Source organism: Desulfosporosinus sp. FKB (genome assembly GCF_002196705.1).
GTDB lineage: Bacteria > Bacillota > Desulfitobacteriia > Desulfitobacteriales > Desulfitobacteriaceae > Desulfosporosinus.
In genome coordinates, this window is record NZ_NADJ01000032.1 from 129,891 (window position 1) to 139,953 (window position 10,063).

The 10,063-nt window shown below is 41.2% G+C and carries 9 protein-coding genes and 1 rRNA gene; 8 read left to right on the forward strand and 2 right to left on the reverse strand.

The window, feature by feature from the left end; translation table 11 throughout:
• The first annotated feature begins 191 nt into the window (after positions 1-191).
• From proC to B5Y67_RS11020, 3 genes are read left to right on the forward strand one after another with little or no spacing between them, the layout of a single operon-like run.
• Positions 192-1,001, forward strand: coding sequence for a pyrroline-5-carboxylate reductase (proC, locus tag B5Y67_RS11010; protein ID WP_088226479.1), 810 nt, complete (start codon positions 192-194; stop codon positions 999-1,001).
• The gene (gene proB / locus B5Y67_RS11015) at positions 998-2,122 is read left to right on the forward strand and encodes a glutamate 5-kinase (RefSeq protein WP_088226480.1); all 1,125 of its coding nucleotides are present in this window, start codon (positions 998-1,000) and stop codon (positions 2,120-2,122) included. Before proC ends, proB begins: the two co-directional genes overlap by 4 nt.
• Positions 2,123-2,150: 28 nt before the next feature.
• Positions 2,151-3,401 (forward strand): glutamate-5-semialdehyde dehydrogenase, encoded by a 1,251-nt coding sequence (locus B5Y67_RS11020; protein WP_088226481.1) that lies wholly within the window; start codon positions 2,151-2,153, stop codon positions 3,399-3,401.
• A 19-nt stretch (positions 3,402-3,420) separates the two neighbouring features.
• Here B5Y67_RS11020 and B5Y67_RS11025 read toward each other — a convergent pair whose 3' ends face one another.
• Positions 3,421-3,774: a hypothetical protein gene (locus B5Y67_RS11025; protein WP_088226482.1), complete on the reverse strand. Its 354-nt coding sequence runs from the start codon at positions 3,772-3,774 to the stop codon at positions 3,421-3,423.
• A 170-nt stretch (positions 3,775-3,944) separates the two neighbouring features.
• Positions 3,945-4,487 (reverse strand): NAD(P)H-dependent oxidoreductase, encoded by a 543-nt coding sequence (locus B5Y67_RS11030; protein ID WP_088226483.1) that lies wholly within the window; start codon positions 4,485-4,487, stop codon positions 3,945-3,947.
• Positions 4,488-4,691: 204 nt separating this feature from the next.
• On the opposite strand from B5Y67_RS11030, the gene B5Y67_RS11035 reads away from it, so the two are divergent.
• The 5 genes from B5Y67_RS11035 to B5Y67_RS11055 all read left to right on the forward strand — a co-directional run.
• Positions 4,692-5,384, forward strand: coding sequence for an efflux RND transporter periplasmic adaptor subunit (locus B5Y67_RS11035; protein ID WP_088226484.1), 693 nt, complete (start codon positions 4,692-4,694; stop codon positions 5,382-5,384).
• 13 nt (positions 5,385-5,397) lie between these two features.
• Positions 5,398-7,065 carry a DHA2 family efflux MFS transporter permease subunit gene (locus tag B5Y67_RS11040; RefSeq protein WP_088226485.1) on the forward strand — a complete coding sequence of 556 codons (1,668 nt, stop codon included), beginning with the start codon at positions 5,398-5,400 and terminating at the stop codon, positions 7,063-7,065.
• Between the two features lie 254 nt (positions 7,066-7,319).
• Positions 7,320-8,483, forward strand: coding sequence for an amidohydrolase family protein (locus B5Y67_RS11045; RefSeq protein ID WP_088226486.1), 1,164 nt, complete (start codon positions 7,320-7,322; stop codon positions 8,481-8,483).
• 258 nt (positions 8,484-8,741) lie between these two features.
• Positions 8,742-9,437, forward strand: a complete 696-nt coding sequence (locus tag B5Y67_RS11050) for a nitroreductase family protein (protein WP_348982300.1) — start codon at positions 8,742-8,744, stop codon at positions 9,435-9,437.
• A 528-nt stretch (positions 9,438-9,965) separates the two neighbouring features.
• Positions 9,966-10,063, forward strand: a 16S ribosomal RNA gene (locus B5Y67_RS11055); the annotation flags it as partial.

A 10,063-nucleotide genomic window follows, 5' to 3' on the forward strand; every position in this document is an offset into this window, starting at 1 on the left:
AAGGTGGTACCGCGGAAGGCTTCTTTCGTCCTTAAATTAAGGATGGAAGAAGCCTTTTTGTTTTTGGATTATAGTTCCAGTAGGTGTTTATCAAGGATTCCAGTTAATAAAAAACTCTTGGATAGACAGAATAAGAACAATGAGCTGTTTTCTAAAATCATTAGTAATACGGTTTAGAAAGGATGTTAACTATGAAACTAACCGTTGGTTTCATTGGCGCAGGTAATATAGCCGAGGCGATGATTAGCGGTTTGACGAAAGTAGACAAATCGATACAAATTAGAGTGACGAACCATACAAATACTGAGAGGCTACAACAGCTGGCTGCCAGTTATAATCTCCTCACTTCCAACTTGAATGAACTTGTGGAGAACTCCCGTGTCTTAATCATTGCGGTAAAACCCAAAAATGTTAAAGACGTCCTGGAACAACTTAAAACCTTTGATCTTGGCGGTAAACTCATCATAAGTGTCGCGGCGGGTGTGCCTCTAAAATTATTTAATAAGTTTTTGCCGGGAGTTGCTGTTATAAGGGCAATGCCGAATACGTCAACAACGGTGCTTCATTCTATGACGGGATTAGTACGCGGTGAAAATGTTACTTCGGAACAAGCAGAGATGAGCGAACAAATCTTTTCTGCTGTAGGGAAAATTTTATGGATTCCTGAGGAAAAAATGAATGCCCTTACAGCAATTAGCGGAAGTGGGCCTGCGTACTTTTATCTGTTTATCGAGAGCTTAATCTTGGCCGGAGTTCAATTGGGATTAAGTGAAGAAGAAGCAGAAATGCTAGTCCTTGAAACTTCAATCGGAGCAGGAAAAATGATTGCTGAGAGTGAGAAGTCACCGGGCAGACTGCGAAAGGATGTCACCTCTCCCAACGGAACCACCTATGCAGCGATTAATATTTTTATGGAAGAAAAATTGGCTGAAACGGTAGTGAAAGCTACGAAAGCCTGTGCTCTGCGCTCGGAAGAGATGGAAGGAGAGTATTCGGTGTGACCACATTTTCGGCTCGTCGAATAGTTTTAAAAATTGGAAGCAGCAGTTTGAACCATTCCCGGGGAGGTTTAGATGAAGAAGCTATCGCAGAAGTTGTCGATGTAATTGCCGCTTTGAAGCAGTCAGGGATAGAATGTATTTTAGTAACATCGGGAGCCGTAGCAGCGGGAATGGGAGAATTGAGACTTCAAACACGACCACGTGATTTAGCCGGTAAACAAGCGGTAGCAGCAGTTGGACAGGGCGTTCTTATTGAAAAGTACGCTCAAAATTTAGAGCGACATGGGTTAGTCGGGGCTCAAATTTTATTATCCCGGATCGATCTTGCAGAAGCATCGCGCTATCATAATGCGCAAAACACTTTGGAGAAACTATTACGGCTGCAAGTAGTTCCGATTATTAATGAAAATGATACAGTAGCCATTGAAGAACTTTGCTTTGGAGACAATGACAGCCTTTCAGCTCTGGTTGCCGGATTAGTTCATGCAAATTTGTTAGTCATTCTCACAGATGTAGATGGGCTGTATACTGCGAATCCTAAAAAGGACAGTTCAGCTCAACTTATCGAAGAAGTTGCCGATATTTCAGCGGTTGAGATGATGGCTGGAGGTGCAGGAAGTATCCTGGGAACCGGTGGCATGCTGACAAAATTAAGAGCAGCCAAAATTGCTTCACGTTTTGGTATTGGGATGCTTTTACTAAATTTTAAGCGGATTGGGGAGTTAGTGGAACTGAACGAAGGGCAGGGAGCTAGAGGAACTTATTTTCACCCTGTAAAGCATCGCCTGGCAGGGCGCAAACGCTGGATTGCCTATGCAGGACTGTCGGAGGGAAGTATTCAAATAGATGACGGTGCGGTAAAGGCCTTGGTAGAAGAAGGAAAAAGTTTGCTGGCTAAAGGGATCAAATCTACCGAAGGAACATGGGAACGAAAAGAAATTGTGCGTATCTTGAATCTTGTTGGTGATGAGGTGGCCAGGGGAGTTATAGAATTGAGCAGTAACGAAGTAGAACTTGTTAAAGGGTTGCACTCTGAAAAAATGCAGGAACTTATCCCCGATTCTTCTGGGGAAGAAGTTGTTCACCGAGATAACATGACTCTGATGATGGACTCTGTGTAAAAACAATTATGATTGGGAGGGATTTAGTGTGATTCAACAGGAACTCTTGGAGATGGGGAAAAGGGCTAAACAAGCTGCCCGTCAGTTGGCGTACGCGAGTACGGAGTCTAAAAATAGGGCTTTGCTCGCAATGGCTGAGACACTGCTGAAGAATGAGCAAGAAATACTTCAGGCTAATACGATTGATGTTCAAGCAGCTGAGCATAAGGGTATTAAAAAAAGTCTCATAAATCGGTTGAGACTGACTTCAGAAGGGATTTCCAATATTAGTAATGCTTTAAAGGAAGTTATTGTTTTGCGGGACCCGGTTGGAGAAGGGGAGGTTTGGACTAGGCCTAATGGTTTAAGAATTCAACAGACACGCGTCCCTTTAGGGGTTGTGGCGATGATCTATGAGGCAAGGCCTAATGTAACCGTTGATGCGGCTGCCTTATGTCTAAAGTCCGGTAATTCTGTGATTCTAAGAGGAGGTTCTGAGGCCTTAGAAAGTAATAAAATTCTGGCAAAGGTTATTGCCCAAGCAGCTGAAGAGAGCGGCTTGCCCAAAGGATGTATTCAGTTGATAACTGAAACAAATCGAGATTGGGTTCAGCAGCTTATGCGGATGAATAACTTTGTGGATGTTATTATTCCCAGAGGGGGAGCCGGATTAATTCAGACTGTCGTCCAAAATGCTACTGTCCCGGTCATAGAGACAGGAACAGGAATGTGTCATGCTTTTGTTGACCGAGACGCGGATTATGAAAAGGCGATTGCCATTATTATTAATGGTAAAACGCAAAACCCCGGAGTATGTAATGCGTTAGAGACTCTTTTGGTAGATGAACCAATCGCCGAAGATTTTTTGCCAAGAATAGGCGAAGTATTGAAGAAACACCAGGTTGTAATCAAGGGGTGCCCACGAACCTGTGAGATTTTGCCCTTCGCTCTTCCCGCGGAAGAAGATGATTGGATTTCAGAGCATTTAGACCTTATTCTCAGCGTAAAAGTTGTACCGAATTTGGATGCTGCTCTCGACCATATCTATCAATACAGTACTAAGCATTCAGAAACAATTATAACCGAGAATTATTCTAAGGCTCAACGTTTTTTGAAAGAGGTTGATGCTGCTGCAGCTTATGTTAATGCTTCAACGCGGTTTACAGATGGTGGACGCTTTGGCTTTGGAGCAGAGATTGGGATCAGCACACAAAAATTGCATGCTCGCGGGCCTATGGGGCTTAAAGAATTAACGACCATTAAGTATATAGTCTATGGAGACGGACAAATTGTGACTTAGAATTAATTCATGACAACCGTTACCCTTTTGGAGACCGCATTGAGCGTAAGGCAGAACGATATTCCTCGTCTCTGCGCTTTTCTGAAGGGGTAACTGTCTCTTTCTTCTCACCGAGGTTTTGACGTAACGCATTTCTATATTGTTGATCAGACATCTGCGCTAAACTTTTCTCTTTAAGATTAGGAACAGGTTCTTCGGGATTTTTTGGCGAAGTTTCCAGTTCCTTGTCATTGATAACTTCGCTTAAGGAATCGGTTTCTTTAGGAGGAGTTTCTTGTATCGTTTCTGTTCGATTAAAAGCACGTAAATTGTAGGCCAATAGAAGAGCAACAGCAACCACAACTACAATTCCGAAAGCAATAAACGAAAGCATTTCTGATTCACTCCTTTACATTTGGCGGCAGAAGAAAAAGTTTTGTCTCATAATAGCGCTTTGTTCAAAAAAGACTTGGAAGTTTACCAAGTCTTCTTTTTATTACTGCCAGAAGGAATATCTTTTGGTAATTCTACCGGATTATTAATGACAACTTATGTTCTGGCTCTCTAAACTCGGCAAAACATACGGGCGATTTCTGCAACTCGTTGACCGAGGGCTTTTCCCAATGCTAAATCCGATTCCGTGGGCATATTTGGAGGACTATCAGCGCTGCTTTCCACCGGGCATGTAATCCCGGCTCCATAATACGAGCCGAAGAGGGCGTTTTCCGGAATATTCCCGGGTAAACCAACAATGATCATTCCTTGATGAAGCATGGGTGTTATGAGGTTGAGGAGAGTTGATTCAATTCCGCCGTGAACTGATGCTGTCGTACAAAAAACGGCTCCAATTTTATTAATTAATTTGCCTTCGGCCCAAAGAATCCCGAGATCATCAATCCAGGCTTTTAAATTGGCACTTATTGTTCCGAAATGACCGGGACATCCCCAAATAATAGCATCCATCTCTACTAATTCTTCGGGTCTGCTTTCGGAAACATGTTTTAGATGTACCTTTGTATCCTTAATACTTTCAGCACCTGCGGCAATTGCTTTGGCAAGCATTTCAGTATGGCCGCTTTCGCTGTCATAAACAATATAGACGTTCATTTTTTTGTTAAGCCTCCTTTAACAACCTCTTTCATTAGATTACCAATTTTAATAAACTACTATACAAATGTCCTGATTCCTTAGCTTCCTAATATTCCCTGTCATAGCTAATAAGAATATGGCACAAATTAGCTGCAGTTTAACGATTAATTGATTATGTTCAAAAATCGCAAATGTACAGGAGCTTAAGGAGGTTATAAAAGAATGGCTAACGGACGTGGATCAAATACGAGCCGCATTATTTTAATTAATATTCTTGTTCTGGCGCTGATCATAGGTGGAGGAATTACGGTTTATTATTATTACAATCAATCCTATTATTACGTTACGACAGATAATGCCCGCATTGATGGTCAACAAATTACAATCAGTGCTTTGGGCAATGGTAAAATTGCAGATTGGAATGGAGCGGTAAACAGTCGATTCACTGCAGGACAACGCCTAGGCGGGCTTCAAGTGGTCGGGGGAACCACTGCAACTGCTCCTGCAACTACTCCTGCAACAATGGATATTACTATGCCGGTTAATGGTACTATTGTTCAGCAAAACGTTATCCCTAATAGTTTTGTAGCTGCAGGAACTCCTTTAGCTTACGCTTATAACATGGATGCCTTATGGGTAAGCGCTAACATAAATGAAACGAATATCAACAACATTCAACAAAATCAGAGTGCGGATGTATACGTCGATGCCTATCCCGGTACTGCTCTTTCAGGAAAAGTAAGCCAAATCGGACTGACAACTGCCGCACAATTTTCACTTCTCCCCCAACAAAATACTACCGCCAATTTTACTAAGGTGACACAGGTTATTCCAGTAATAATAACGCTAGATGGTTATAAAGGGTTGAATCTCGCTCCGGGGATGAGTGTAACAGCACGAATACATATAAGATAAGGGAGTCAAGGAAATGATTATTCTAGCGTTTGTCTATATTTTTTTAGGCTTCGTTTTATTAATGTTTGTTAATATGGGACTCCTGCGAAAGAAGAAAGCTGCTCAACATCCAGTTACGAGTCAGACGCGAGTACCGGCTGATGCTATAAGCGATACCGGGGTACAAGACTTTAATACTCTTCAAATTCTAATTGTTTTAATGCTGGGTGCCTTTGTTTCCATTTTGAATCAAACTTTGGATAATGTAGCAATACCGCATATGATGCTGGATTTTAATGTTTCGGCAAGTACTATCCAATGGATCGTAACGGGGTATATGCTTGTAAATGGAGTGTTGATTCCTATTACTGCCTACCTTATGGAATCAGTAGGAAGCCGGAAACTGGTTTTTGTGGCAATGATCAGTTTTACGTTGGGTTCACTGATCTGTGCCATATCTCCGACATTTCCAGTTTTTATGACCGGAAGAATCATTCAAGGAATTGGGGCTGGAATTCTTATGCCCTTATTGACTAATGTATTTCTTGCTATTTTCCCCCCTCATCAAAGAGGTAAAGCTTTAGGAACTATGGGGATTGTCATGGTTTTTGCGCCAGCCATCGGACCAACTCTTGGAGGGTGGGTAGTTCAGACCTACTCTTGGCGTCTTCTTTTCTCCGCTCTCGTACCAATTGGAGCTCTGGATTTGTTTTTAGCCGTAATCTGGATGAAAGACGTTTTGAAACTAAGTTTTCCGAGGTTTGATGGATGGGGAGCTGTGTTTTCGACAATCGGTTTAGGAAGCTTACTTTACGGGGTTAGCGAAGCGGGCAACAAAGGATGGGGCAGTACGGAAGTTATACTTTTCCTAACAGTTGGGATTTTTTCAATACTGCTCTTTATAAGGCGTGAATTTACGGTAGATTCTCCGATGTTGAACCTGCGTGTTTACAAATACCGTGCATTTACTTTAACAATAATAATTAATGCTGTCGTTACGACAGTTATGTACGCAGCAATGATGCTGCTGCCAATATACTTACAAAATATCCGGGGTTTCACACCTTTGCAGTCAGGTTTCCTCCTATTACCCGGAGCGTTGCTGATGGGAATTATGGGGCCCATTGCCGGCGCGATATTTGATCTTATTGGCCTCAGGGTTTTAGCAGTCGTAGGAATGACGATTACAGCTATAGCAACATGGGAATTTACCAAACTCACCAATGCTACCATGTACGACAATATTTTATTGCTCTACACGATTCGTTCTCTGGGTGTGTCATTAATTATGATGCCGCTGATGACGGCAGGACTTAATGAACTACCGAGACATTTGAATAGTCATGGTACTGCCATGTTCAATACGATGCGTCAAGTTTCAGGTTCTTTGGGTACGGCTATTTTGGTCACAATAATGTCGACAAGAACTACTATCCATTTTGCAACCTATTCAAGTACAATTACTTCACTCAATCCGTCGATTCTTGTTCAGCTTAACAATTTCATTTCCCATTTAGGTCTTTCCCCCCAAACAGGACGTATTCTCGGATTGCAGGAACTATACGGCTTAGTATCTGAACAAGCTACGATTCAGGGGATTAATGATTCTTTTATCGTCGCGACAGTTTTAGCAATAATCGGTTTGATTCCAGCACTTTTTATCAGGAAAGCAGTTGCTTCCAAATCAGATCCCGTCTCGTGAAATAACAATAAATTGCTGACATAAAGGAGCATTGGTTATAAGCCATTGCTCCTTCTTTGTAAGAAACAATTCTTTTAAATGTTTCAGAAAACTCAGAGGTTATTCTTAAGAGCAGTAGAATAGATACATATAATAATGTGATAGCAAAGTATGCAGGCGTTCTTGAGTTCTTACCATATAATTGGGAATTTATTTCATCATAATTTTTAATCTATCGGTGAAAATCAAAGGGATCTTTTTAAGAGGTGAATTCTTTGAATATTTCATGCAGTGCTGAGAAAAGAGTTTTAGAAATACCCCTTAAGGGTCAGGCAATTATTGGAGGATTATGGAGTCCTGAAAATGGTTTAAATTCCTTACCTACTGTCCTTCAATGGAAAGATGGCAAAGTCCATAGTCTTGAACCCTTAAGGATTACAGAAAACATTGATGCGGAATGTTATGATTGGAAATCCTATTATCTCCAACCTGGGTGGCTTGATGCCCATGTCCATTTGGCTTTGGACAGTTTAGATTTCTATCAATGCTTAAAAGATTGGGAAAATCCGAACTTGATTTACAAAAACATTCAAGCTTATCTGCAAACCTATCTTAATCTAGGGATAGTTGCGATCAGGGACGGAGGAGATCAACCGGGGTTCGCTTGGTTTGCCCGGAATCAACTTTATGAAGGTAGTTGGCTTGGACCTAGAGTGATTTCTGTACATGAGGCAGTAAATCGCAAAGGTATGTATGGGCGTTTCTTAGGACGCGGTTTTGATGGGATTTCCGATTGGCAAACGAACATAATTAATTTTTATACTCAAGGCATTGACCAACTTAAAGTCATTGTTTCAGGACTGATACGTTTCGATAATTTTCGGGTCGTTGGACCAACGCAATGGACCGTTGAAGAATTGAAAAGGATTGTCCTGACTGCTCACCAGAGAGGTATTTCAGTGATGGCCCATGCCAGCGGTGAAGAAGGGATCTCAGTTGCCATTGACGCCGGAGTTGATTCGATTGAACACGGCTATTATATGACGTCTGAACACCTGGATAAGATGAAAAAACAAGGTATTGCGTGGATACCGACGGTTGCTCCCATTGGTAATATTTTAAAATACCCAACAAACCGCTATTCAGCCAAGGAGATTGATACCTTAAAACGAATTCTTGAGACACAACTTGCTGCAATTAATGAAGCCTATCAAAAGAATGTTCGAATCGGAATCGGCACGGATGCCGGTGCCTATCTTGTACCTCATGGCGAGAGCTTGTTTGATGAAATGGATTGGCTGATTCAAGCTGGAATTCCAAAGCTAGAGGTGTATTCGATGGCAACTCGAGAAAATGCCAGGATTTTAGGCCAAAACGATTTAGGCTGTTTAACGATCCAAACGCCGATGAATCTATTACAGCTTACTGCAAAATACTAATTTAACCCTATTGGACAAGAGAAGAAAAAATGTCTACGAGATGGAGTTACTGCTTTAGATAAGGGAATCTACCGAAAAATATGGAGGAAAATAGCTAATGGAAGGACAGTTTATATTTCCAGTTGTCGAATCAATTAAAAAGAGAATCTCTGTAAGGACGTACGATGAAACATTACCTTTGGCAAATGAAATTAAGAAAAACTCCAAGAGTTCGTAGCTTCGATCGAAGGACCCTTTGGAAGCAAGTTACGGTTCAAAATTATTGAAAACGATGCAGGTCTCAAAGGGAGTAATATACGGTTAGGCACTTATGGCGTTATCAAGGGGGCTAAGCTATACGGTGTAGCAGTAGGCAAAAAAGGAAATATGGATTTGGAGGATTTCGGATATATTTTTGAATCTTTGATTCTTTATGCGACCTTTCTAGGGCTTGGAACCTGTTGGTTAGGGGGGACCTTTAAAAAAGGTGAATTTTCTAAAGTGATTGGGCAAAACAATGATGAGATTTTACCTTGCATTACTCCGCTTGGTTTCCCGGCTAGACGTAAGAGTATACTTGAATCTGCAATGAGATTTTCGGCTGGGTCCAGCAAAAGAAAAGATTGGGGAGAACTTTTCTTTCAGAACGATTTCCAACAGGATTTGCCGTGTGCTGCCGCAGAAAAATATAGAATCCCTTTAGAAATGGTTCGATTAGCCCCCTCTGCTTCTAATAAACAACCTTGGAGAATTGTTAAAGATCAAACAAGGTATCACTTTTATCTTAAACATACAGTGGGGTATGCTAAATACCTTGCCTTTGATTTGCAAAGAGTGGATTTGGGAATTGCTATGGCTCATTTTGAATATAGTGCTAAAGAGTTGGGTTATGTAGGTAAATGGGCAATAAGGCCTCCAGAAGAGATAGATATTCCCCCCCATGCTGAATATATCGTTTCTTGGGATGAACAATAGGCTGATTTTCACACGTTTACATTTACCTTAGGTTATGTTCATTCAATTTTGAAAGTCAAATATAGAAAGGCAATGCGAATTTTGACTAAAAATCCTAAAGATAAGCATATTAGCTGTTTCTTTATAAAGCTGATTTAGTAAAACTATGAATTACACAGAATTAGGCGGATTAAAAAAGAAAAAAGAAAAAATCTGTTGACATAGTTAAGGAAGAAGTGGTATTATAACAAAGCGCTCGAGAACAGCGCCTTTTAAATCCTCTCAAACCTGTTGCTTGAAGAAAATAGTTGTTGACAGTATTAAGAGAGAATGTTAGAATAAAATTCCGTGGTCTTTGGTCGCTCTCAGACATCCCGATAGTCTCCGGTGGAGAGTATCGCACTTGTTTGTCCTTTGCGACACCCAGACCATCCATGGTCTTTGAAAACTAAACAACAAGGACAGCCAATGAGAGAAACTCGCAAGAGTTTCAAAAGAATCATGAAATCATGAGCAAGTAATCATCTTCTTTAAAGAAGTGAGATAACTTTTTTGGAGAGTTTGATCCTGGCTCAGGACGAACGCTGGCGGCGTGCCTAACACATGCAAGTCGAACGGAGAGATTTCTGAGTTTACTTAGAAAGATC